Here is a 21,845-nt window from a genome sequence, read left to right as displayed (position 1 = left end):
CTGCCTCCGGAAGCAGATTGGGTCGATCTAGAACCGCGACTAACCATGAGCACCCGCCTCCTCCGTCCGCTGTTTCTCCTCCTCGCGTGCATCGGCCTGATCTCCGGTCTCCGGGCGGCCATCCCCGCCATCTCCGCAGGCGACTCCCATAGCCTGTTCCTGAAGAGCAACGGCAGTGCCTGGGCCTGTGGAAAGAACTCCGACGGCCAAGTCGGTAACGGCTCGTTTGGCAACGTGCTCACCCCGGTGCAGGTAATGACCGATGTCCAGGCCATCTCCGCAGGAAACGCGCACAGCTTGTTCCTGATGAGTAATGGCAGCGTCTGGGCCTGCGGAGCCAACAACCACGGCCAGCTCGGCAATGGCACGAATACCAGCAGCAACACCCTGGTGCAGATCACTTCCCTAAGCGGAGTCAAGGCCATCGCGGCGGGGTATCAGTTCAGCTTGTTCTTGAAGACCGACGGCAGTGTCTGGGCCTGCGGAAACAATGGCGACGGCCAATTCGGCAATGGTGGCTTCTCTAACCAAAACGTCCCGGTGCAGGTGTTCACCGGCGTGCAAGCCATCTCGGCCGGAGGTGGTGAGAACGGGCGCTACACCCTGTTCCTGAAAACCGATGGCAGCGTCTGGGGAGCCGGAGACAATGGCTCCGGCGTGCTCGGCGACGGCAGCACGGGCGACCGTGTCATCCCGGTGCAGGCCACAGGGCTGAGCAGCGGTGTGACAGCAATCTCCGCGGGAGAGTCCCATAGCTTGTTCCTGAAGAGCGACGAAAGCGTGTGGGCCTGCGGAGCCAATTCGCAAGGCCCCTTCGGCACCGGCACGACGAGCGGCTCCAACACCCCGGTGCAGGTCCAGACCGGCATCCAAGCCATCGAGGCGGGATACCGCTTTAGCTTGTTCGTGAGGATTGACGGCAGCAGCGCCCGGGCCTGCGGTTACAACCAGAGCTACCAGCTCGGAGATAACTCCAACATGACCCGCCTTGCCCCGGTGCAGCCGATCGGGATGACCAGCGGCATCCAGGCGCTCTCCGCGGCCGGAAGTATCCAAGGGAGTCACAGCCTGTTCATGAAGTTCGATGGCAGCGTCTGGGCCTGCGGTGAGAACGGCAATGGCCAACTCGGTGACGGATCCTTTGATGACCGCAGTGTCCCGGTGCAGGTGCTCCAGCTCATCGATACGCCGGTCGTCATTGCGCCCAGCTTCACCGCCGTCACCGCCACCAGTGCGACGCTCGGCGGGAATGTTTTCAGTGCCGGACTCAGTGCCGTCACCGCGCGCGGCGTGGTGCTCGCCCCCACGGCCACCAATGCAAACCCCGCGCTCGGCGGCAGCGGGGTGACGAATCTCAGCACCACCGGCGGCAACGGCGTCTTCACCGTGAATGCCACCAGCCTGGTGCCCGGCACGGCCTATAGCTTCCGCGCCTACGCCACCAACAGCCAGGGCACCGGCTACTCCAGCACGGTCAACTTCACCGCGCCCAGCAATGTCGCCACGCTCGCCAGCCTTTCTCTGGATGTCGCGTCGCTCTTCCCCGGCTTCGCCAGCGGCACCCTCTCCTACACGGCCACGGTGCCTTACTTTTACTCCAGCGTCACCGTCACACCGACCCGCACCCAGGCGAACGCCAGCATCACCATCAATGGTAGCGCCGCCACCTCGGGAAGCGGTCGGTCCATTCCCCTGAGCTTGGGCAGCAATACTATCACCATCGTAGTAACGGCGCAGGACGGTGTCACCACGCGCACCTACACCATCGCGGTCACCAGGCCCGGGTATCCTCCCACCATCAACACCCATCCCCTGAGCCGGAAGGTGAATCCCGGACAAGCCGTTACCTTCACCATCGCCGCCACCGCCTCCGGAGAAGGTCCGCTCACTTACCAATGGCGGAAGAACCACGCGAACATTCCCGGTGCCACCGGCACGAGCTACACCATTGCCAGCACCGTGAGCGGGGACAACGGCTTCTACTCCTGTGCCGTCAGCAACTGGGGCACGACCATGGTGAGCCAGCCGGCCTTCCTCGTCGTAGGACCCTACAATCCGGTGCTGGAGACCGCAGCGATCTCGGCAGGCTATTCCGAAGGCGGGGGAACCCACTGCTTGTTCCTGAAAACCGATGGCAGCGCATGGGCCAGCGGCGGGAACGCGAACAGCCAGCTCGGCGACGGCACGACCAGCTTCCGCTATAACCCGGTGCAGGCGCTGAGCGGCGTGAAAGCCATCGCCGCGGGATACGGGCGCAGCTTCTTCCTGAAGACCGACGACACTCTCTGGGCCTGCGGACAGAATGGCTTCGGCCAATTCGGTGACGGCACGACCACCCAACGCAGTACCCCGGGCCAAGTGATGACCGGTGTGAAAGCCATCGCATCGGGAAAATTTCACAGCCTGTTCCTGAAGACCGACGGCAGTGTCTGGTCCTGCGGAAGCAACTCTTACGGCCAGCTCGGCGATGGCACGACCACCACCCGCAGTGCCCCGGTGCAAGTGATGACCGGCGTGAAAGCCATCGCTGCGGGATACGGGCACAGCCTGTTCCTGAAGACCGATGGCAGCGTCTGGGCCTGCGGACGCAATAACCGCGGCCAGCTCGGCAACAACGACACGGCGCTCAACAATCTCGATCTCAGCACCCCGGTGCAGGTAATGTCCGAGGTCCAAGCCATCGCCGCGAGCGGGCCGAGCTATGACGTGGGTCACAGCCTGTTCCTGAAGTACGATGGCAGCGTCTGGGCCTGCGGGGACAATGGCTTCGGCCAGCTGGGCGAACCCGCCTCGTATTCCAATCGTCGCGATGCCCCGGTGCAAATGATGACCGGCGTGCAGGCCATCGCGGCGGGAAGCCATCACAGTCTGTTCCTGAAAACCGACGGCAGTGCCTGGGGCTGCGGCAGCACTCAATCCGGCCAGCTCGGCGATCCCAACTCGACCATCACCCCTCGTACCTCTCCGGTGCAGGTGCCGGGGATGACCAACGTCCAAGCGATTTCGGCCGGTGAACTTGACAGCTTGTTTCTGAAAACCGACGGCTACGTCTGGGCCTGTGGCTGGAATACCTCCGGCCAGCATGGCACCGGCTGGAACGACATTCACTGGAGCCCCGTCCAATCCCTGCAGCTCATCACCTATCAGCCGGACCCATGGCAGCAGGCGAACTTCGGCGCGAATGCCACCAATGAGCAGATCTCCGGCTGGGACGCCGATCCCGACCGCGACGGTCTGGTGAACCTGCTGGAGCGCGCCTTCAATCTCCCGCCGCTGACACCCGGCGTGCCCATCCTCACCGCCAACGGCACCGCTGGATTGCCGCGCATCTGGGTTTCCCAAGGCCCGGGCGGCCCGGTGCTCAATGTCCAATACCTGCGCCTGAAGGCCGCCACCAACCCCGGCCTCACCTACACGCCGCAGTTCTCCTCCGCTCTCACGGGAGCCTCCTGGTCCGCCGCCAGCGGCACCGAATCCGTGGTCTCCATCGATCCGAACTGGGAGCGCGTCACGATCACCGACACCGTCACCAACACCACGCGCTTCGCCCGGGTAAAGGTGCTGAAGCTGCCCTAGCCGCAGCGGATGCCGCGATTCACTGGTAGCTTTCGCCCCCATGCCGCGTAAGCTGCTGCGATTCTCTCGCTCCGCTTCGCATGAATGACCTGCCGCTGCTCGAGCCCCTGCTGGATTTCTTCCAGTCGGTTTCCCGCACCTCGCTCTTTCTCGCGCTGCGTTATGCCATGCTGGCAGGGATCGCGTGGTTGCTGGCCTATGTGCTCTTCTACCGCCGCTGGAAGCATCGCAAGGTGGTGCAGAAGCTCCCGGCGGGCTCGGACATCCGGCGCGAGATGCTCTACTCCGCCACCTCGGTCGTCATCTTCGCCGCGGTCGGCGCGCTGACCTTCGTGATGGCGCGGGAGGGTTGGACGCAGCTCTACTTCAAGCGCGGCGATTACCCGGTGGCGTGGTTCTGGCTCAGCATCGTGGCAGCGATCTTCATTCACGATGCGTGGTTCTACTGGACGCACCGGCTGATGCATCACCGCAAGCTCTTCCGCCACTTCCACCGCGTGCACCATCTCTCGCACAATCCCAGCCCGTGGGCAGCCTACGCCTTCGATCCCGCAGAGGCGGTGGTGCAGGCGCTGATCTTCCCGCTGGTGCTGGTCATCATGCCCATGCATCCCGCCGCCTTCGGCCTCTTCATGGTCTGGCAGATCACCTTCAACATCGTGGGCCACACCGGCTTCGAGATCTACCCGAAGCGGATGATGGATTCGTGGATCGGCAAGTTCCTGAACACGCCGACCAACCACGCGATGCATCACGAGAAGATGCGCGGGAACTACGGCCTCTACTTCAATATCTGGGACCGCCTGATGAAGACCAACCACGCGGACTACGAGAAGCGCTTCCGCGAAGTGACCACGCGGGTAAGGGAGTAGCGGGCGGAGGCTGCGTACGCGCTCCCGCGTATTGTCAGGTTCACGGCACCTGATTATAAGGCGGGGTGATATTCCCGTGTCTTCCCTGACCCGGAAGACTGCTTCCATCGCCGTCTGCAGTCCGGAGCCCCGCTCCGCGCTTGCCTCGGCAATCCCTTGCCCACCATGAAGCTCCTCCTGCCTCTCACCCTGCTCTCGCTCGGCACGGCCTGCGCCCAAGGCCCGCTGACCCCGCCGAATACCACCGGCCCGGAAGTGGGCCCCACCGCACCGCTCGATGGCAGCGGCAACCCGCAGCCCGCGATGAAGACGCTGCACCAGGTGGAGCCGCGCATCCCGCTCGCAGGCGGCACCATCGCGCACGTCATCAGCCAGCCGGGCTCCTATTATCTCACCGCCAACATCTCGCAATCCGGCACTTCCAACGGGATCACCGTGAACGCGCAGAACGTGACGCTGGACTTGAACGGCTTTGCCATCATCGGGAACGGCACCGGCTTCTCGATCTGCGGGATCCTGGTTACGGCCAATCACTTCACGGTCATGAATGGCAGTCTGCGCGGCTGGAGCGGCTTCGGTCTACAGGCCAATGGGGAGAGCAACCGGGTGGAGAACATCCGCAGCCACGACAACCCCGGCTCGGGCATGTACACCGGGAAGAATGCCTGGATCCACGGATGTCAGTTCCGGAACAACACCGCCTCCGGAATGGGCGCGGGAGATAACTCGGTGGTCAGGAACTGCAACGCCGTCGGCAACGGCTTCAAAAGCATCGTCCTCGGCGCGAACTGCCTGGCAGAAGCTTGCATCACTTCCGGCGGCTTCAGCGGTATCGAGATGGGCGATGGCGGCACGGTCCGTTTCTGCAGCGCCGCTGGTGCGGATGCCATCGGGATCGCCACCGAGGATAACGGCACCGTGAGTGATTGCTCGGTGGAGGGCAGCACCGGCACAGGCTTCGGCCTGCGGACGATGCACGGCAGCAAGGTGGAGCGCTGCCGGGTCACGGGCTCCACGGTGTCGAATGGCATCGGCACCGGCAATTCATCCATCGTGACCGACTGTCTCGTGAAATCATGCAGCGGCACCTTCGGCATCAAGACCGGAACCGATTGCATGGTCACCGGCTGCCAAGTCAGCGAGAATAGCTCCACCGTCAACGAATCCGGCGGCATCTCCGTGCTGGAGAATTCCAGCGTGATCGACTGCAACGTCTCGCGGCAGACGAATACCGGCGGCCTGCCCACGGAGCGCATGGGCGCGGGGATCATCGCGGCGAACATGGTCACCATCCGCGGCTGCACCACCTACCGGAATCACGGCGCGGGCATCGTGGTCGGCTCGCTGTGCTCGGTCATCGGGAATACCTGCAACGAGAACGGCCCCTCCACCGGCAACGGTCCAGGCATCTTCAGCGCCAGCTTCAACAACCGCATCGAGGGCAATACCCTTCAATTCAACGACACCGGCATCCGCCTCACGAGCTTCCCGAACGTCGTGATCCGGAACGTCTCGCGCAACAACGGCTGGACCATCGCCGCAGGCAATCGCGTGGCCCCCATGGTCACCATGGCCGCCACCGCCGCCGCCATCAGCGGCACCAGCGGCGGCCTCGCGCTCGGCACCACCGATCCGAACGCGAACCTGATGTATTGATCGCGAGCGACCATTCCAGAGCTCCAACGGAGCGGCGAGGAGTCGCGCTTGATCCCGCGTGTCCCGCCGGTTCCTCCTCTTCAGCTCCAACGGAGCGCCAAGGAGATAGCCCGGTCGGGATCTCTAAAGCTCCAACGGAGCGGCAAGGAGATAGCCGGTCGGGACCTCTAAAGCTCCAACGGAGCGACAAGGAGATAGCCGGTCAGGAGTTCTAAAGCTCCAACGGAGCGACAAGGAGACAGCCCAGGGTAAGGAGCAAAGCGACGCAACCCTGGGTCACGCACCGCACAAGACCGGCCCTCTGAAGGAGGGCGAGGAGGCGGGCTTGCTCCCGCGTGTCCGATCAATCCATCCTCCTCGCGTGCCGCAATCGCTTGCATCCCTCCTTGTTCATCTCGTCTTCTCGACCAAAGGCCGCGAGCCCTTGCTGTCGGATGAACTGCGCGATGACCTCCATGGCTACATCGGCGGTATCGTGGGGCATCATTCAGGCCCCCTTCTGGCGGCGGGCTCCGTGACCGATCACATCCACCTCTTCATCTCGCATCCGCGCACCATCGCGCCGTCGGATCTGGTGAAGGAGATCAAGATGAGCAGCTCGAAATGGATCAAAGCGCGGGACAAAAGGCTGGCCTCATTCCATTGGCAACATGGTTACGGCATGTTTTCCATTAGCCCTGCGCATCGGGAGGCGCTGGAGAAATACATCGCGAATCAGGCGGAGCATCATCGCACGACCACGTTCCAAGAGGAGTATCGCAAGCTCCTGAGCCATTACGGCATGGAGTGGGATGAGCGATACGTGTGGGATTGAGAGGGACGGGGATCGCGGGTCGTGCGAATCCTCCTCGCCCTCCTTCAGAGGGCCGGTCTTGTGCGGTGCGTGACCCAGGGTTGCGTCGCTTTGCTCCTTACCCTGGGCTATCTCCTTGCCGCTCCGTTGGAGCTTTAGAATCGGCTTGTCGAGCATGGCCAAGTGAGGAGGCCTGTTCGACTTCCCCACCCGAGTCCAAAGCTATCCTAAATCTCAAAACTCTCCCCGAGCACCGCGACGTCGATGGCGCCGTCGTGCTCGTTGGCCAGCGCGGCGCGCAGGGCGTTCGCGCGTTCGGGTTCGCCGTGGACCAGCCAGACGTTCTTCTTCGGGCCGGTGATCTTGTGGAACCAATCGAGCAGCTCGGAGTGATCCGCGTGACCGGAGAAGGAGTCGATGGTCTCGATTTGCGCACGCACCTTCACCGGCTTGCCGAAGATGTTCACCTCCGGCCTGCCATCGCGGATCGCGCGGCCCAGCGTGTTGTCCGCGCAGTAGCCCACGAAGAGCACGGTATTCCGCGGGTCATCCAGACCGTTCTTCAGGTGGTGGCGGATGCGGCCCGCCTCGCACATGCCGGAGGCGGAGATGATCACGCAGGGGCCTTCCACCTGGTTCAGCTTCTTGGAGTCATCCACCGCGCGGATCAGGTGCAGGTCCGGGAAGATGAAGGGATCGCTCTCCTCGAAGAGGAACTTGTAGACAGTCTCGTTGAAGCACTCCGGGTGGATGCGGAAGATCTCCGTGGCATTCACCGCCAGCGGGCTATCCACATACACCGGCACCGGCTGCACCTTCCCGGTGCGGAAGAGCTGGTGGATGATGTAGAGCAGCGCCTGCGTGCGCTCCACGGCGAAGGCCGGGATCATCACCTTGCCCCGGCGGGCCAGCGCGGCATTCAGCAGATCGCCGAATTCATCCGTGGCCCCGGTCGGCAGCTCGTGCTCGCGACCGCCGTAGGTGCTTTCCATCAGCACGTAGTCCACGTCCCGCACCACCGCGGGATCGCGCAGGATCTCGTTCCCCCCGCGCCCGATATCCCCGGAGAAGAGGAAGCGCTTCTTCTTCCCGCCGTCTTCCCGATCGACGATCTCTAACAAAACCTGCGCGGCCCCGAGGATGTGGCCGGCATCGTAGAAGGTCACCGTCACGCCATCCGCCACCGGCATCGGGCGCTCGTAGTTCATCGTCACGAACTGGCGCAGGCAGCGCTCCGCATCCTCCTTCATGTAGAGCGGCTTCACCGGCGGCAGCCCGTCCTTCGCGCGGTCCTTGTTCAGGTACTCGGTGTCCTGCTCCTGGATGTGCGCGCTATCCGCCAGCATGATCTGGCACAGGTCGCGGGTGGCGAAGGTGGAGTAGATATTCCCCGTGAAGCCCTGCTTGCAGAGGTTTGGCAGGTTCCCGCTGTGGTCGATGTGCGCGTGCGAGAGTATCACCACATCGATCTCCCGCGGATCGAAGTGCGGGAACTTGCAGTTCACCTCGTAGCTATCATCGCGGCGGCCCTGGTAGAGCCCGCAATCGAGCAGGATGCGGGTGCCATTGATCTCCAACAGATGCTGGGAGCCGGTAGTGGTGCCGGCGGCACCGCAGAATTTCAGTCTCATGGGTTAGAGCGGAAGGTTCACCTGATGAGGGATGAACTTTGAACTCCTAATAAAGGGGAAAAATGGAATGGCGCAATCCTTCCCTGAGGGCCCCGATCGAGCCGCAGGCTCCTTGGACTGCGTGCAGCCTGCTGCAGCTTTCACGAACGCAGCCTGCTGCGGAGCACGGTTGATGATCCTCACATCCCCGGTCATCCCGGACCAGAAGGTGTCTAGCTTCCCGACCAAGCGGCTTCCTAATAAGCTGATGCCAAGTCGATGCAACCAGGTGACTTTTCGGTGCTTCGGGCAGTAGCGACGGATTTACGGATTCCAACGGATTTACGGATTTGCGCGGGCGGTGAGTTCTGGCCCGTTCATCGGTTCAAAATCCGTGTAATCCGTCCAATCGGTAAATCCGTGATCGATTGGTCCGCAGTAACAAAAAGTCACGTGAACTATGGGAGATGGTAGGACACGCCCCCCAAGAAAAACCCGCGACCTTCCCCACCGCTTCACGGTAGCAGGGCTGCCTGCCGAAAGCGGCAGCAGGCTGCACGCAGTCCAAGGCGGCGGTGCCGCGTCTCGTCTTGTCCGTTTCCCTAGGGGGGTGACACGAGACGAGACAGACCATCACGCCGAGCAAAAGCCTGCTTCTTCCCCGTCCCTTCGCGCCAATCGAGCCGCAGCCTCGTCTTGTCTTGTCCATTTCCCTAAGGGGGGTGACACAAGACGAGACAGACCGCGCCGGGGATGGAAGGGCAGGAGAGATGTCGCGCACAAGTAGGGGCTCGTGGTTAGTACGATAGTAATAGTAGAATATAGTAATATTCTATTTCTTCCTATTCTCCCTTTACCTGCACGCGACCTTCCCTCCGCCTTCCTCCGGCAGGGCCGCGCCGTATCATCTCGACTCACCCCCCTAGGGAAACGGACAAGACGAGACGCGGTTCCCTGTCACTTAGCCCTCCTTCCACCACAGCTTGCCCTCACTGTCCTCGATGATGTGGTCGGGGAACTGTTTGAGCACACGATAGGCCGTGGCACGCGAGCAGACATCAGCCTCCACGAGACGCGCTGCCGCCCGCCCGGTGCTTTCACCTCGCATGCCCTGCAGAGTCTCCCGGATCTCCGCGAAGGGAACCCGGGTGCCCTTGTTGGAGATCGTCTCCGCGCCCTCCAGGAACCCCGCCATATCGAACTCCGGATTCGGCTCGAACAACCCGTTCCGCCGGAACCACGCGCTCGGCGCGCCTTCCACGCCGTCGTTGTTCTTGCAGCAGGTCAGCACCACCGCGTTGTCGCAGGTGTCGTTGCTCGCCGCCTCCAGCACGAAGACGCAGCGCGCGGCACTGCCGATCTGGTAGCTGCCTGCCAGCTCGTGCAGCAGGTCGCGACCCTGCTTGCGGCTGACTTCCCCGCTCTTCTTGCGCATGTGGTGGATGACCAGCAGCGCGGGCTTCTCCGCCGGGTCCTCCGGCAGGCACTCGAAGATCGAGTCCAGCGCCGTGCGGTAGTCCGCCTGCTTGTCGCCATCCGCCGCGCGGTTCCAGGGATCGATGATCACCAGCCCCGGCTTGAAGCTGGCGATCTTCTCCCGCAGTTCCTGACGGAAGCCCGCCTCCTGAAAGGCCAGCCCGTAGGGCGGCGGCGGCGTGATCAGCAGCGAATCGTCTAGCACGGTCCCCTGCCCTTGCAGCGCCTCCGCCAGCTCTTCCTTCAGACGGTGCGGCCCGTTCTCGCACTGGATGATCAGCGTGCGGAAGCGCGCATGCACCCGGTGCCCTAGCCACGGCACGCCCCGCGCCCCGGCGATCGCCAGCGCCAGCGCCGCCCGGCTCTTGCCCACCCCCGGCCAACCGCCCAGCACGGTGAGGCTGCCGCGGGTGAGATGGCACTCGCCCATCAGCTTGAAGTCCGGCGGTGCCTGGAAGTTGATGAAGTCCCGCGTGGTCCAAGTCTGGAGCCACTGCCGCTTCTTCGTCGCCGGGGCGGGCGTGTAGGGCTGCGAAGCCCGCGCAATCTCCGCCTCCGCTTCCGCATCCGCCGCGGCATTGGCCGCCAAGTATTCCGCGATCTCCTCCTCCGACTTGCCCGCCCCGCGCATGAGCAACTCCACGGTGATCGGCTTCGCGTTCTCCTGTCCCGGGTAGTAGGGGATATTGAAGCTGAAGCTCATGCCTCACCTCCTTCCTGCGCAGCGGCCTGCTCCTGCGGAGCTTGCGCTTGTTGCTCCGCCGCCAGCTGGTCCAGATAGGCGCAGAGGCTCGGGAAAGAGATCAGGCGCGTCCCCGTCGCCTTGCCCGGCGGGCACAAGCTCACCGACTTCACCCGCCCGTCCCGAATCATCTGCGCCACATGCGCTTGGCCGATCCCGAACAACTCCTTCACCTGCCGCGGGCGGATCCACTCCGGATCCCGCACCTCGTTCTTCAATCCTGCACTCGTTCCTCCTCGTTCAATGTGTCGTCCTGACATGTGTTCATATGAACACCTCCATTCGGACCTTGGCTAGGGGGAGAATCCTTGCCGGCCGCAAATCGGAAAAAAGTGATTTGGGTGTGGGAAGCACGTTGACGACGAGGGGCTAACCGAAACCTCAGTTGGGATGCTTGCCGACACCATTACAGGAAAAGCTATCTGCGGTTTTCTACCGTAGTGCTTGTGACAGATGGATGAGCAAGATATCCCTATCAGCTGCATTTGTTCGAACTGCCGCCACTTGGATAAATCGCGTGGTCCTCCTCCTCAGACACAATGAAACGACTCCTCATCACTGCGTTCATGATCCTGTTTGCGGCATGCGCATCCGCGATCGAATTGAAGGATCTTGCTGGCAACTGGTCCGGGCTGCACATCGAAACCGTTAAAGGCCGAAAGACAACCTTCATCTCCACTTACAGCGGGACGATGCCTGAAACGGCGGACTCCCTCTATTTGGTGGAAACAACCACGTCGCCATATCCGGTCACCGGAACCTATACGCTCTACAAAGGTGGGGCATTCAGTTCCACCGCGATGGTATCAGGGGTGATTCTCTCCGCCTACTATGGCACTTGGAAGATCAAGAAAGGGAAAATCATCCTCTCTGGAGTAGGAACGAATGGAAAATTCAAGGCACTTGTCTCGGTAGACGGCTCCAGCTTCCAAGTCAAAGGCAAGGCCGGGCGGCTCAAACTGCTCATGCAGGCGAACAGGGTGCCCTGAGAACCGAGGCCACCAACTAGCTGCCAGCGACACCACTTCCCTTACCCCTCATCCCCATCCCCCGGCTGCTGATCGGCATACCAGGCGTTGCGGCGGAGGGCGTGCTTGTAGCTCCGGATTAGACCGAGCCGGTAGGAGTATCCGATACAGGTCACATCCTCCAAGGCACGCGCTTCATTCAGCTTGAAGAGAAGGTAGGTGCGCACGCGCGGATCCGACTCCGGAATCCAACGCTGCCGCCGGGTGAGATACTCCTTACTGAAGCAGAGGCCGCGCTGGTCCATGAGCACGCAGCGATAGGGAATCTGCACCCATAGGTCCCCGCGCTCGGCAAGGGCTACGATGGTGCCAGGCGTCAGGCTCGGAGCGTCCGGATACGGACGAAAGCTGATCTCCGACGAGATCCAGCAACGGGCTCCCGGCCACCGGCACTCCCGGGTGGTGGCGAAGCGATTGGCTAGCATGTCAGTCCTCCCCAATCACCTCACCCGCTTCCACACCCGCAGCGAATGCCTGGTCCCACCCCGGACGAGCGGGTGGTCGTGGCGTTCAAAGATCCAGACGGGCAGGCTGCGGTCGAAGCAGGCGGGATCGAAGGGGTGCTTGCCGCCGGGTTGGTAGCGGCGGGTGCCGGTGAGGCCCCACCACTCGAAGACATCCGCAGGGTAGATCCAGTCCCCTACCCGGCATTGGCCGAGTAGGCCGCGACAGTGGGGCGCGTCCTGGCCGACGGCGACGGCGGGCGTATCACCACGGGAGATCGACATCGGGGGGCGGGGTTGAGGGTTTCGCAGAAACGGGGAACGGGATCAGGTTGGCGGGGTTATCGAGCGGCTCCTGCTCCAGCTCGGGAGGCGAGAACCTTGGGTCCTGCCAATAGGGCTCCTGCATTTCCAGCACGTTATGCGGTTTTGCGAGGTGATCGTCGGAGGAATGCATGCAGTGTTCACTAGAACACCATCGCCCCTTCGTCAAGGCCTCTCGCGCTGAACGATTGCGGATTGAGGCGTTTGAGAGCTGAGGGAGGCCATGAACACGGATTGGACGGATTTTACGGATTTAGAAACAGGAGCCGGGTCAGTTGGAATGGGCGCTCCCTCCCACGGAACAAACTCATTCTCATCCGTAAAATCCTTAGAATCCGTGCAATCCGTGGTCGATCGGCCCGAGGTCTGGAGCGGATTCCGTTTCACCCATGAGCCCTCAAGATCCTCAGGGCGGGTGCCTCATGCCACAGCCCGGCGGAATTTCCCTCGAACCTTGCCCTCCCAGCAAAATCCGGCTGGCATGGGCGGTATCCAATCGTTCCGGGCTGGCCGGAGCTCCTCGCGCTTCCCTGCCAGCCCCTAGCCCACGCATTGCCGCAAATCCCATGAAATCGCTTCTCCTCAGCTTCGCCCTCGCCGCCACTGCGGCGGGGACCGCATTCGCCGCCGATCCGCCGAACCCGCCGGTGCTGGCGATCGGTTCCCCGGTGCCGGATTTCTCGCTGCCCGCGATCGATGGCAAGACCTACAAGCTGGAAGACTTCTCCAAGGCGAAGGTGCTGTGCCTGATCTTCACCTGCAACCACTGCCCGGACGCGATCGCCGCGGCACCGCGGATGGAGGAGATCCACCAGGCCTACAAGGACAAGGGCGTGGCGGTGGTGGCGATCAATAGCAGCAGCCCGCTGGGCCTGACGCCGGACGAGCTAGGCTACGGCGCGCACGGCGATTCCTTCGAGGAGATGCCGGACTTCGCCAAGGACAACAACTGGACGATGCCCTATCTCTACGATGGCGAGACGCAGACGCTAAGCCACACGGTGGGCGCGCAATCGACGCCGCATGTCTTCATCTTCGGCGAGGACCGCAAGCTGGCCTATACGGGCCGCATGGACGATGCCGCGCGCAAGAAGGGTGCGGTGGAGAAGAGCTACGTGAAGAACGCGATCGACTCGCTGCTGGCCGGCACGAAGGTGGAGGAGCCTGTGACCCGCTCCTTCGGCTGCTCCACGAAGTGGAAGTGGAAGGAGGCATGGCGCAAGAAGGACCAGGAGAACTGGGTGGCCAAGCAGGTGACGATGGAGAAGCTGGATGACGCGGCGGCGAAGAAGCTGCGCGAGAACGCCTCCGGCAACATCCGCGTGATCAATTTCTGGTCCACCACCTGCGTGCCCTGCGTGGCGGAGCTGCCGGAATTCGTGGATGCCTACCGCCGCTTCCAGAACCGCGAGTTCGACTTCATCACCATCAGCACGGATCCGGTGGAGGACCAGCCGAAGGCGACGAAGCTGCTGCAGAAGCTGAATGCCGCGCTCTCCGACAAGACCAAGCCCTCCGTGGAGAAAGAAGGCCGGACGACGAACAACTACATCTATAGTGGCAGCAATCCCGACAAGCTGGCGGAAGCGATCGACAAGGAGTGGAGCGGCGCGCTGCCGCACACGGTGATCCTGAACCCGAAGGGCGAGATCGTGTGGCGCAGCGCCGGCCAGGTGGAAGGCGTGGAGCTCCGCCGCCAGATCGTGAAGGCGCTGGATGACGCGGGGAAACCGTGAGGCTTCGCAATCACCCGATCACCAATCCTCCAATCATCAAGCGGACTGCGCTTCGCGGGGTGAGGGAGAAGAGATTCTAACAAGACGCCGTCCGGGATTGCCGGGCGGCGTTTTTGGCTTCGCGGTAATTGGGTGCAATCGGCCTGTGACTTGACTGATCTGATTAAAGCTAGCGCGTGGAATACAAACGTGCTGTTATCAACACCCCTGCCAAGGCATCACAGGACAAGCCCCCCGTCGCACGTACCCTTGCTGGCGTGGTCGTCGGAGCGCTCGTGGGTGTGGCTCTGATCTACGTGCGCGTCGCCAGCCTCTTCCACTGGCCGGATCTCTTCGGTGCCCCGATCTTGTTTCACCTCATCTGGGTCGAACTTCTTTTCTTCATTCTGGTCGCCCGCCGCATCGGGATGAGGATCGCCCGCGGTCCGGGCCGAGCCAAATGGGCGATCCCGCTCGCTGCGGCCGTGATCCTGTTAGCCGCGGAGGTGACGCTGTATTACAAGGCCGTGCTCCCGGAACGGGCCCGCAAGAAGCAGGAGACCCGACAGCGGCTCGGCTACTGAGGACCGAGCGCAATCGCGCCCGGCAGATCAGCCCCTCACGCCTTCAGCGGCGGGAAGAGCCGATGGCCGGGCTGGAGGGTGCGCGGATAGGGCTTCGGCTGGAAGTGGGCGGGCCGCGCCGGGTGACCGGCACGCAGCGACTTGGCCTTGGCCCCGAGCTTCGCGGCTTGGCTTGCTTGGCCGGTCTTCGCGAGGGCCTCGCGGTACTGTTCTAACAACTCGGCATAGCCGACCGGGTCGATCCGCTCGATCTGGCGCTTCTGCAGCTCGGCATCGGCGAGCTTGAACTGGGCTGCCGCTTCCCGGTAGCGGCCCTGCTCCTTCAGGAAGCGGGCGTATTCCGAACGGGCCGGGGCCTTCAAGCGGTCCGCACTGCCACCGCTGGCCGCAATCAGCCTGAAGGTCTCGCGGAAGGCTTCATCCGCGGCCCGGGTATCCCCGCCGTGACCGCTCAGGCGCGCATACTCGTAGACGGCATAGGCGGTGTCCTTGTGATCCGGCTGGCCCCGCACTTGCAGGTAGCCCTGGTAGTTCCGCTCGCGGGCGGTGACCAGATCGCCCTGCCTCTCCGCGGACCTCCCGGAGCCATAGACGGGAGCGACGCAGGAGCTGAGCGGGAGGAGCGTGGCCCCTGCGAGCAGCAGGGCGAGCGGCATGGAGGGGAAGAAGTTCATGGCACCCGGATGATTCCCTCGCGGGTGTCGATCATGGCATCGCTTATCCCGATGATCACATCGGCGGAATGGATGCAAGACACTGGCCGCTCACTCGGTGACCAGTGCGGGCGAGGAGCGACGGCGCTCGAAAGCGGGCGAGGGATTCTTCGCGAAGCTGTGGATCGACTTGGGATGATAGCGGCGCTGGCCGGGCTGAAGTTGGCGCGGATAGCGGCGGCGGGTTTCGCGCGCGGTCTGCCCGGGATGATCGCGACGCAACTGAGCGGCCCGCGATCTCTCCTTCGCGGCCTCCGCTCCTTTCCCGGTGTGCGAGAGAGCAGCCGCATACTCTTCCAGGAACTCCGCGAAGCCGATCGGATCGTGGTCTGCGAGGTAAGAGCGGGCGATGGCAGCGGCGGCTTCCGCGTAGATGGGGATCGACTCGCGGTGGCGCCCTTGGTCGTGCAGGAAGCGGGCATACTCGATGACGATCATGTCGCGTGAAGTCAGGCTATCGGCGGGATAAGGCGGCTCACCCTTCTCACGCAAGAGGTGGCGGAGGGCATAGTCCGCGGCACGATGATCGCCCGCATAGCCGCTGGTGCGCGCATAGGCGAGCCCGGCGAAGGAAGCTGGCAGGCCGTCGCTATCGATCAGCACGGCTTGGCGATAGGCGGTGAGGTAGTAGCGGCGGGCGAGGTCGAGCTCACCGCCTTGCTCCGCGGCGCTGCCCGCGCGGAGATCGCTGCGAGCGGCCTTCACATCGGTGAAGCTGCAGGAGGAAGCCAGCAAGGAGCAGAGCACGGCGAGCGGAAGAAGGTGGCGGATCATGTGGGGAAGTGTACGGATCACTCGGACTGGGGGGTGACGGAGGGCGAGAAGCGGCGGCGTTCGGCTTCGGGTGAATTCGCTTTCGGGAAGGGCCCCTTGGGATCGTAGATGCGCTGGCCGGGCTGGAGTGTGCGCGGGTAGTGGCGGCGCGGATAGTCGGCCTTCTTGCCGGGGTGATCGCGGCGGAGCTGCGCGGCCCATGAGCGGGCGTTCGTCGCTTCGGCTCTCTTGCCGCTGTGGGAAAGCGAGACGGCATACTCTTCCAGGAACTCCGCGAAGCCGATGGGATCGCGGGCTTGGAGATTGGACGGTGTGACCAACGAGATGGCTTGCTGATAGTGGCCGATGGCCTCACGGTGGCGGCCTTGGTCGTGCAGGAAGCGGGCGTATTCGATCAGGATCACATAGCGCAGCCTGAGCCGGGTCTCGGGATCCTTCCCGGCATGCTCGAGGCAACTGCGGAAGGCTTCATCCGCTGCCCGGTGGTCGCCGGCATAGCCGCTCAGACGGGCATACTCGTAGGTGGCCTGCGCCGCCATGAAGGGCCGGTCTAACAGCAGGGCCTGACGATGGTAGGCGAACTGATGTTCCCGCGCCCGCGCAAGGTCCCCCGCCTGCTCCGCCGCGAGTCCCTGCCGGTAGTCCGACCTCGCGGCATTCACCGCCTTGAAGCCGCAGGATGGGAGAAGCAAGGCAAGCGCGAGACAGGAGAACGGACGCATCATGAAGACGCGCAGCATGCCCTCGGGTGCCCGCGCCGGGACAATCGATAATTAAGAGGGCATCATCGAGGAATTTGATGTCAGGCCGACCCAGACATCAAACAGACCGTCACCTGATTTGAGTGATGTAAGATTCCCGTGGTGCACTGAATTCCTCAAGGCTTTCAGATGGCTCTGTAAATGCAGCTATCGCGCCTCCCGTGGCGGGATGCGAGATCGTGATTCGCGCCATCCTCCAGTTGCTGAACTTGGGTCGGGCATCCACCCAGACACCCCACTTGCCTTCCTTCCGCTCTCGCCAGCGAACGGTGAGCACCTCGGCCTGCCAGTTGCCTCCGACCCTCTTGAAGGAGAGACTCGGCGTTTGGTATTGCACGCAGCTCCCGTCTCTCTTCTGAAGGAACCAGTCCCCTACTGGCAAGCGCAGGGCATGTTTGTCCAACAGCTTCTCCGCTGCGTTTCGAGTGCTCCAAGCGGGATCTTCGTTCGCGGAAGCTGAAAGGCTGAGAACAAGCAAGACGGCGACTGGTGACATGCGGGGAGAAAGCATGCCTCCTTCTACCGGAAGGAGAGTTAAGGACAATAGTTTACATTACATATCTCCAGACTACCCATAATTTACCCGATAGGCAGCTTTATCAAATACTCTCGATGAACTCTCCCGGCACGACCTTCCACACCGGGCCTTCCGGATCGTAGGGCGGTGAGCCGCGGTTCTCCTTCGGGCTGGTGGGCAGGCCGGGGTCGAGACGGAAGAGCGGCAGGATCGGCGAGCCGTTGCTGTCCTTCTTGTACTCCGCACCCTGCTCCTCGATGAGCAATGAGGCCCCAAAGAGACCACCGAGCTCGCTGAGCAGGATCTCCACCGGGTAACGCTGCCCGGCACGCACGGTGATGTCCTTGCCCACCATCACGCCGCCGCGTTCGTTGTACTGGCCGGTGGTCGGGTAGTCGTAGCTCTTCACCGGGATGTCGAAGCCGCCGCGTCGCATCTCGCGTTCCAGATCCTTGTTCCCGGAAGTGCCTCTCAGCACCGAGATCGAGGTGGGGTCCCAGATCGGCTTCGAGACACCGGCGGAGTAGTCGCCGCCATCGAGCACGATCTTGCGGTTGAAGCGAACGACCATCACATTATCCGCACGGCCGACGAAGCGGTACTTCCCGGACTTCGGCGGGGTGATGTAGCCGCGGTAGAGCGCCACCCAATTCACCGGCTTCACCTTGTCCGCGCAGCCGAAGGCCTCCGGCGCGAGCGCGGCGCTCATGATCGGGATGTAGAATTGCGTCTGATAGAGAGTGTTCGGAGCCTTGTAGTAGTCCTCCAGGATCTTGCGGTTCCAGCCGCCCTTCGTGACGAAGTCCGTGATCACGCCGAGCGCTTCGTTCTCGCCGTAGTTCGTGGGCGTGCCGTCCTTCTTCTGCTTCAGGTCGTAGAACTGGCCGACCAGTGCATTGCTATCCGCATCGATGAGTCCGAAGGGATTCCGCAGGCCGCTGCCATTGCCCGCACCGGAGCCCCTGCCATCGCCGAAGCCATCGCCGGTGCCGCTCCCCTTCCCTCCGCCGCTGCCGGATCCGCCGAGGCCACCGGACAAGCTGCCTCCCAGCGATTCCACCGCAGCGAGCGCACTGAGATCCGACGACTCCGGAAGTACGATGCGCGCCGGAGCATCCATCGCCACGATGCGCGCGAGATCCGGCTTCATGATCCGGTTGAGCGGCTGCTTGGTCGGCTTCGCGGCTTCTGGCGATCCGCCACCGCCGCCGCTGGGCATGAAGTCCACCACCTTCTCCGGCGGATGGATCACGCGCAGCACCCAGAAGGCCCCCACGGCCAGCAGGATCACATGGAAGAGCACGGAGATGGTCAACGAGCCCGCGCCGAAACGTTGCCACAGGGTGAGCTTCTTCTTCGTCGGCGGATGCTCGGCGGCTTCGGCTGCCTTCGCTTCCTTAGCTGCTTTCGCCGCCGCGGCCTTCGCTTGCTTCTCGGCTTTCAGGTCCTTCGCGGACTTCCCTGCGGGCGCGGCCTGACGTGCGGCAGGTGTGCGGGCTTGAGGTCTATGGGCATCAGGTCGGCGCGCGTTCGGCTGAGGCATCGCTGGGGCGGGTGGGGTTTCTTGAAACATGGACACGGCTGTCCATGTATCGGTGGAATGTGCCCGAGCAAGATGGCGCAGAGGGAGAGAAAACGGGTCTTCCTATCTATAATGATAGTGCCTTGGCGCAGCCTGGGTGCGCGGACATGTCCGTATCCTCCGCGATGGCTTCAAAAGGCTATCCGGTAATCACAAAAGACAGGACACGCTCGTCTAACAGATGCTCACTGCTGGTTCAAGCCGGCACGCCATGCGGCGGCAGCGGCGGCGTCCTTATCCTTCCAGAAGATCTCCAGACGCTCCGCCGCGGCCTGACGGTTGGCGGGGTCCTGGATCATCTCCACCGCGCGCGCCGCCTCCTCGAATTTCCCGTTCCTGCCCAGCGTGGGGATGGTGGCGGAGGCCAGTGCATCCCGCTGTGCGGAAGGCGGCTGTTCCTCGAACCACTGCAGCACTTTCTCCGGATACTTGTTCGTCCAGCCGGACATCGCATCGCGCATCGGTGCCGAGGTCTCGCGGCTATCGGCATAGCGCTCCATCCACCACTCCAGCGCCGGGCGATCATACTCGCGGTAGATCGCGGCGGCCACGGCGGTGCCATCCACCTGCGGGCTCTTCTCCCCTGCCACGGCTCCGGATTCCAGATAGTCCCGGAGCTCGTACATGTAGGTCATCATCCCCATGGCATCCTCCTGCGGCCACTGCTTGAGCAGGCTCTGGTTCAGCGCCGCGTAATCCTCCGGGCGGCCCGTGGTCTTCGCGAAGGCGACGAGACGCTCGCGCATCGCCGGATCATCCGCATACAGATGTCCCCATACGCCCATCGGGTCCCTGAAGCCGTGGTCGCCCATCTTGTTCTCCTTCATCTTGAGGAACTCCGTGGTCGCGAGCTCGAAGTCCCGCTCCACCAATCCGATCACCGCTCCGCCGCGGAGACTCTCCGCCAGATCCGCGGGCTTCTCCGGCAGCGTTGCGGTGTTCAGCCACTCGATCGCGGCCCGGGGTTCATCGGCCGACCATGCGGCGAAGATCCTGTGTGCGAAGCTCCCGCGTCCATCCGGCGTCTTCACCAGAGCGGCCCGCAGCGCGGCATCCGGGTCCTTGGCCATCCACGCCACCCCCACCTTCTCTCCCAAGATGTAGAGTGTGGGCCCTGCCTTCAATCCGGCGAAGACCTCGGCCAGTTCCGCGGCATTGAGCTTGGCGATGATCGCATCCATCTGCATCTGCGCCTCCCAGTCGATGGTGTAGTTCGGGCTGCCGCTCGCCAGCGCTTCCAGGCGCTTGAGCGCGGATGCGGCCACGCCCTCGCGTGCCGGCTCGCTGGTGGTCCGGCTCGGTGTCGACGTGTCCGCGCCCGCCGTGGCCTTCGCCTTCGGCACGGGCCGCGCGATGATCCCGGAGCGCGCGATCTGCTGCCCCGCCTTCTTGCCGCCATAGGCCAGCAGGCCGAGCAGCGCGATCATCAGGCCGCCTTTGAGCAGTGTCTTAATGCGTGGCATGATCTTGGGAAAGGTGTTGGCGGATATCGGAAGGCATCGTCTGCAGCCACTGGTCGGCGGCGCTGGTGTCCCTCTCCCGCCAGGCTTGGAATTGGTCCACGATCCCCTTCTCCCAGGGGTTCATGCTCGGCGTGGATGCCGGTTGCCAATTCGAGCGCAGCAAGTTATTCGAGTTCCTTCTCACGCTCTCCGCCAGCGTCTCCAGATTGCCCTGCTTTTTTGCCCAGGCGAGGGCCTTGTCCGGCTGGTTGGTCGCCCAGTTTGAGAAGAGCCGCTGCTTCTCCTCCGCGCTGGCCGTCGAGTCCGGGCCGAAGGTATTCGTGATCGATCTCTCCCAATCGCCGTGGCGGACGCGTTGCTCCATGCGCTGCGTGAACTCCTTCAACTCCGCCTCAGGCAAGCCCGCCTGCTCGAGGTCTTTCACCAAGGCCGTCAGGACCTCCGGCTTATCATCCACGAACCAGCCCAGTTGGGACAGGTAGCTCCGCAGATAGCGCTTCTCCTCCAAGGCGGCCAGTTCGGTGACGACCTTGCGGCGGGCTTCCTCCTTGTTGGCCGTCTCCGACACCAGTCCGGAGATGACCCCGTGGGTGGCGAAGGGAAACTCCGCCAAGGCCCGGCTCAAAGCCTTCTCCGGATCCTGACGAACCAGCAGGCGACCCGCCGTGAGCCCGATCATGTTCTGCGCCGTATTATCCGGCTGGCTCTTCCCCCAACGCAGCGCGGCCTCCACATCGCGCTCCGCCCAGGAAATCCCGATCGCGAGCATCACCGAGTAATCCTGATCGTAAGGCGGCTTGGATGCCACCTCCGCCGCCGCCTGGGGATCGAGCTGGCCCCAGCGCTGGAAGAGCATCTGGGTGATCATGGCATTCACATGACGCTGCGGCTTCTGCGGGATCTCGGCCAGACAGGCCTGCACATCCTCGATCCCGAGCGCGCGGATGATCTCCCATGCCTCCGCCGCCTCCCGCGGGCTCGCCTCCAAGCGTCCTACCAGATGGCGGATCTCATTGATCCGGTCCAGCGTCTGCCGTCGCTCCTTGGGCGCGGTGACCCGCCGCACCACGGACTGCACCGTCAGTGGCTTGTTCCCGGCGGAATCCATCACCCGGCACTCCGCCCGGTAGCCGATCCAAGTGGCGGCGACGAGAATGCCGGCGGAGAGCAGCAGGAGTTTTTTCCGGGAGAGCATGTTAGATCAACGCATCGCTTA

The 21,845-nt window shown here is 63.3% G+C and carries 19 protein-coding genes; 7 read left to right on the top strand and 12 right to left on the bottom strand.

Annotated elements, in window-relative coordinates; translation table 11 throughout:
- Nucleotides 1-45 precede the first annotated feature (45 nt).
- The 4 genes from OJ996_RS11225 (at nucleotide 46) to tnpA (ending at nucleotide 6,918) form a co-directional block, all read left to right on the top strand.
- Nucleotides 46-3,576: an RCC1 domain-containing protein gene (locus OJ996_RS11225; RefSeq protein WP_264513658.1), complete on the top strand. Its 3,531-nt coding sequence runs from the start codon at nucleotides 46-48 to the stop codon at nucleotides 3,574-3,576.
- Nucleotides 3,577-3,656: 80 nt separating this feature from the next.
- Nucleotides 3,657-4,448, top strand: a complete 792-nt coding sequence (locus tag OJ996_RS11220) for a sterol desaturase family protein (protein WP_264513657.1) — start codon at nucleotides 3,657-3,659, stop codon at nucleotides 4,446-4,448.
- 165 nt (nucleotides 4,449-4,613) lie between these two features.
- A complete protein-coding gene (locus OJ996_RS11215) occupies nucleotides 4,614-6,104 on the top strand; it encodes a right-handed parallel beta-helix repeat-containing protein (protein ID WP_264513656.1) in 1,491 nt (496 codons plus the stop codon).
- A gap of 361 nt (nucleotides 6,105-6,465) precedes the next feature.
- Complete coding sequence (gene tnpA / locus OJ996_RS11210) at nucleotides 6,466-6,918, top strand: IS200/IS605 family transposase (protein WP_264513655.1); 453 nt, start codon at nucleotides 6,466-6,468, stop codon at nucleotides 6,916-6,918.
- Nucleotides 6,919-7,124: 206 nt separating this feature from the next.
- On the opposite strand, the gene OJ996_RS11205 is transcribed toward tnpA, so the two are convergent.
- The 3 genes from OJ996_RS11205 to OJ996_RS11195 form a co-directional block, all read right to left on the bottom strand.
- Nucleotides 7,125-8,528, bottom strand: a complete 1,404-nt coding sequence (locus tag OJ996_RS11205) for an MBL fold metallo-hydrolase RNA specificity domain-containing protein (RefSeq protein WP_264513654.1) — start codon at nucleotides 8,526-8,528, stop codon at nucleotides 7,125-7,127.
- Between the two features lie 940 nt (nucleotides 8,529-9,468).
- Nucleotides 9,469-10,686, bottom strand: a complete 1,218-nt coding sequence (locus OJ996_RS11200; RefSeq protein WP_264513653.1) for an AAA family ATPase — start codon at nucleotides 10,684-10,686, stop codon at nucleotides 9,469-9,471.
- A complete protein-coding gene (locus OJ996_RS11195; protein ID WP_264513652.1) occupies nucleotides 10,683-10,985 on the bottom strand; it encodes a hypothetical protein in 303 nt (100 codons plus the stop codon). The genes OJ996_RS11200 and OJ996_RS11195 overlap by 4 nt, the downstream gene beginning before the upstream one ends.
- A gap of 279 nt (nucleotides 10,986-11,264) precedes the next feature.
- Here OJ996_RS11195 and OJ996_RS11190 point away from each other — a divergent pair, with 279 nt between their 5' ends.
- Entirely contained in the window at nucleotides 11,265-11,714 is a 450-nt protein-coding gene (locus tag OJ996_RS11190; protein WP_264513651.1) for a hypothetical protein, read from the top strand.
- Between the two features lie 41 nt (nucleotides 11,715-11,755).
- Here the strand turns inward: OJ996_RS11190 and OJ996_RS11185 are convergent, their stop codons facing one another.
- The 3 genes from OJ996_RS11185 to OJ996_RS11175 are packed head-to-tail and all read right to left on the bottom strand — an operon-like array spanning nucleotide 11,756 to nucleotide 12,653.
- A complete protein-coding gene (locus OJ996_RS11185) occupies nucleotides 11,756-12,178 on the bottom strand; it encodes a hypothetical protein (RefSeq protein ID WP_264513650.1) in 423 nt (140 codons plus the stop codon).
- A gap of 15 nt (nucleotides 12,179-12,193) precedes the next feature.
- Nucleotides 12,194-12,481 (bottom strand): hypothetical protein, encoded by a 288-nt coding sequence (locus OJ996_RS11180; protein ID WP_264513649.1) that lies wholly within the window; start codon nucleotides 12,479-12,481, stop codon nucleotides 12,194-12,196.
- Nucleotides 12,462-12,653, bottom strand: coding sequence for a hypothetical protein (locus OJ996_RS11175; RefSeq protein ID WP_264513648.1), 192 nt, complete (start codon nucleotides 12,651-12,653; stop codon nucleotides 12,462-12,464). Before OJ996_RS11175 ends, OJ996_RS11180 begins: the two co-directional genes overlap by 20 nt.
- Before the next feature lie 433 nt (nucleotides 12,654-13,086).
- Between OJ996_RS11175 and OJ996_RS11170 the strand changes: the two genes are divergently transcribed.
- Together OJ996_RS11170 and OJ996_RS11165 are read left to right on the top strand one after the other, a co-directional pair.
- Complete coding sequence (locus OJ996_RS11170; RefSeq protein ID WP_264513647.1) at nucleotides 13,087-14,256, top strand: redoxin domain-containing protein; 1,170 nt, start codon at nucleotides 13,087-13,089, stop codon at nucleotides 14,254-14,256.
- A 176-nt stretch (nucleotides 14,257-14,432) separates the two neighbouring features.
- Nucleotides 14,433-14,819 carry a hypothetical protein gene (locus OJ996_RS11165; RefSeq protein ID WP_264513646.1) on the top strand — a complete coding sequence of 129 codons (387 nt, stop codon included), beginning with the start codon at nucleotides 14,433-14,435 and terminating at the stop codon, nucleotides 14,817-14,819.
- A gap of 35 nt (nucleotides 14,820-14,854) precedes the next feature.
- On the opposite strand, the gene OJ996_RS11160 is transcribed toward OJ996_RS11165, so the two are convergent.
- The 6 genes from OJ996_RS11160 to OJ996_RS11135 all read right to left on the bottom strand — a co-directional run bounded on the left by OJ996_RS11160 (nucleotide 14,855) and on the right by OJ996_RS11135 (nucleotide 21,824).
- Entirely contained in the window at nucleotides 14,855-15,493 is a 639-nt protein-coding gene (locus OJ996_RS11160) for a hypothetical protein (RefSeq protein ID WP_264513645.1), read from the bottom strand.
- A gap of 90 nt (nucleotides 15,494-15,583) precedes the next feature.
- A complete protein-coding gene (locus tag OJ996_RS11155; RefSeq protein WP_264513644.1) occupies nucleotides 15,584-16,306 on the bottom strand; it encodes a hypothetical protein in 723 nt (240 codons plus the stop codon).
- Nucleotides 16,307-16,323: 17 nt separating this feature from the next.
- Complete coding sequence (locus tag OJ996_RS11150; RefSeq protein WP_264513643.1) at nucleotides 16,324-17,031, bottom strand: hypothetical protein; 708 nt, start codon at nucleotides 17,029-17,031, stop codon at nucleotides 16,324-16,326.
- A gap of 635 nt (nucleotides 17,032-17,666) precedes the next feature.
- Complete coding sequence (locus tag OJ996_RS11145) at nucleotides 17,667-19,127, bottom strand: PA14 domain-containing protein (protein ID WP_264513642.1); 1,461 nt, start codon at nucleotides 19,125-19,127, stop codon at nucleotides 17,667-17,669.
- Nucleotides 19,128-19,351: 224 nt separating this feature from the next.
- Nucleotides 19,352-20,629, bottom strand: a complete 1,278-nt coding sequence (locus OJ996_RS11140; RefSeq protein ID WP_264513641.1) for a hypothetical protein — start codon at nucleotides 20,627-20,629, stop codon at nucleotides 19,352-19,354.
- Nucleotides 20,616-21,824 carry a hypothetical protein gene (locus tag OJ996_RS11135; protein ID WP_264513640.1) on the bottom strand — a complete coding sequence of 403 codons (1,209 nt, stop codon included), beginning with the start codon at nucleotides 21,822-21,824 and terminating at the stop codon, nucleotides 20,616-20,618. The genes OJ996_RS11140 and OJ996_RS11135 overlap by 14 nt, the downstream gene beginning before the upstream one ends.
- Nucleotides 21,825-21,845: the final 21 nt, after the last annotated feature.

This window comes from Luteolibacter rhizosphaerae, assembly GCF_025950095.1.
GTDB classification, from domain to species: domain Bacteria; phylum Verrucomicrobiota; class Verrucomicrobiia; order Verrucomicrobiales; family Akkermansiaceae; genus Haloferula; species Haloferula rhizosphaerae.
The sequence above is the reverse complement of the archived record's forward strand: the minus strand, read 5'-3'. Positions and strand labels throughout refer to the sequence as shown.

What these genes read in the sequence shown, in the direction of transcription:
- OJ996_RS11225 (WP_264513658.1), top strand. Translation starts at nt 46, where the DNA reads ATGAGCACCCGCCTCCTCCGTCCGCTGTTTCTCCTCCTCGCGTGCATC.
- OJ996_RS11220 (WP_264513657.1), top strand. Translation starts at nt 3,657, where the DNA reads ATGAATGACCTGCCGCTGCTCGAGCCCCTGCTGGATTTCTTCCAGTCG.
- OJ996_RS11215 (WP_264513656.1), top strand. Translation starts at nt 4,614, where the DNA reads ATGAAGCTCCTCCTGCCTCTCACCCTGCTCTCGCTCGGCACGGCCTGC.
- OJ996_RS11205 (WP_264513654.1), bottom strand. Translation starts at nt 8,528, where the DNA reads ATGAGACTGAAATTCTGCGGTGCCGCCGGCACCACTACCGGCTCCCAG.
- OJ996_RS11200 (WP_264513653.1), bottom strand. Translation starts at nt 10,686, where the DNA reads ATGAGCTTCAGCTTCAATATCCCCTACTACCCGGGACAGGAGAACGCG.
- OJ996_RS11195 (WP_264513652.1), bottom strand. Translation starts at nt 10,985, where the DNA reads ATGTCAGGACGACACATTGAACGAGGAGGAACGAGTGCAGGATTGAAG.
- OJ996_RS11190 (WP_264513651.1), top strand. Translation starts at nt 11,265, where the DNA reads ATGAAACGACTCCTCATCACTGCGTTCATGATCCTGTTTGCGGCATGC.
- OJ996_RS11185 (WP_264513650.1), bottom strand. Translation starts at nt 12,178, where the DNA reads ATGCTAGCCAATCGCTTCGCCACCACCCGGGAGTGCCGGTGGCCGGGA.
- OJ996_RS11180 (WP_264513649.1), bottom strand. Translation starts at nt 12,481, where the DNA reads ATGTCGATCTCCCGTGGTGATACGCCCGCCGTCGCCGTCGGCCAGGAC.
- OJ996_RS11175 (WP_264513648.1), bottom strand. Translation starts at nt 12,653, where the DNA reads ATGCATTCCTCCGACGATCACCTCGCAAAACCGCATAACGTGCTGGAA.
- OJ996_RS11170 (WP_264513647.1), top strand. Translation starts at nt 13,087, where the DNA reads ATGAAATCGCTTCTCCTCAGCTTCGCCCTCGCCGCCACTGCGGCGGGG.
- OJ996_RS11160 (WP_264513645.1), bottom strand. Translation starts at nt 15,493, where the DNA reads ATGAACTTCTTCCCCTCCATGCCGCTCGCCCTGCTGCTCGCAGGGGCC.
- OJ996_RS11155 (WP_264513644.1), bottom strand. Translation starts at nt 16,306, where the DNA reads ATGATCCGCCACCTTCTTCCGCTCGCCGTGCTCTGCTCCTTGCTGGCT.
- OJ996_RS11150 (WP_264513643.1), bottom strand. Translation starts at nt 17,031, where the DNA reads ATGATGCGTCCGTTCTCCTGTCTCGCGCTTGCCTTGCTTCTCCCATCC.
- OJ996_RS11145 (WP_264513642.1), bottom strand. Translation starts at nt 19,127, where the DNA reads ATGCCTCAGCCGAACGCGCGCCGACCTGATGCCCATAGACCTCAAGCC.
- OJ996_RS11140 (WP_264513641.1), bottom strand. Translation starts at nt 20,629, where the DNA reads ATGCCACGCATTAAGACACTGCTCAAAGGCGGCCTGATGATCGCGCTG.
- OJ996_RS11135 (WP_264513640.1), bottom strand. Translation starts at nt 21,824, where the DNA reads ATGCTCTCCCGGAAAAAACTCCTGCTGCTCTCCGCCGGCATTCTCGTC.